A 1,039-nucleotide genomic window follows, 5' to 3' on the forward strand; every position below is an offset into this window, starting at 1 on the left:
GACGAGCTCGCCCACACCAACGCTCCGGGCAGCCGTCACCCGAAGCGATGGCAGGACGTCGAAGAATTGCTCGACGCAGGCATCGACGTACTGTCCACCGTGAACATCCAGCACCTCGAATCCCTCAACGACGTCGTCGAGCAGATCACCGGTGTGGTCCAGCGCGAGACCGTCCCCGACGATGTGGTGCGCCGCGCCGAGCAGGTCGAACTCGTCGACATCACCCCTCAGGCGCTCCAGCGACGCCTCGCACACGGCAACGTGTATGCCGCCGAGAAGATCGATGCCGCCCTGCGCAACTACTTCCGCGAGGGCAACCTGACCGCCCTGCGCGAAATCGCCCTGCTCTGGCTCGCAGACCAGGTCGACGTCGCTCTGGCCAAGTACCGCGGCGACCATGCCATCACCGCCACCTGGGAGGCCCGCGAACGGGTCGTCGCGGCCGTCACCGGCGGACCCGAATCCGAAACACTGGTCCGGCGCGCCAGCCGAATCGCCGGTCGGGCCGGCGCCGAGCTGATGGTTGTGCACGTCGTACGCGGCGACGGACTCACCGGTGTTTCGGCGCCGCAGATGACGAAGGTCCGAACCGTGGCAGAGAGTGTGGGAGCGAGCGTGCACAGCGTCGTCGGCGACGACGTACCCACTACACTGCTCGACTTCGCGCGGGAGGTGAACGCCACCCAGCTGGTGATCGGTACATCCCGCCGCTCGCGATGGGCACGCATCCTCGACGAGGGGATCAGCTCAGCGGTCGTGCGCGACTCGGGCAGGATCGACGTGCACATGGTCACCCACGAACACACGAGCCGCGCACCGAAGATGGCACTGCTGGGCCGCCGCGACCACCGCCTGCAGTCCTGGATCGCAGCGATCCTCATCCCCTTTGTCGCCACCGCCCTGATGGCCGGAGTGGACCGACTGTCGGGAGTGGCCGGCCAGAACGCGTTGTTCTTCGTGGTCATCCTCGTCGTCGCACTGTTCGGCGGCGTCGGCCCGGCCATCGTTGCGGCCCTGCTGTCGGGACTGCTGCTCAAAG

At 67.4% G+C, this 1,039-nt stretch carries 1 protein-coding gene; it reads left to right on the top strand.

Going from position 1 to position 1,039, the window contains the following annotated elements; all coding sequences use genetic code 11:
• Positions 1-1,039: universal stress protein (locus tag R1101_RS0124165; protein WP_016935719.1), on the top strand; the 1,039-nt coding region annotated here is incomplete at both ends.

Source organism: Rhodococcus sp. R1101 (assembly GCF_000278445.1).
Lineage (GTDB): Bacteria > Actinomycetota > Actinomycetes > Mycobacteriales > Mycobacteriaceae > Rhodococcus > Rhodococcus gordoniae.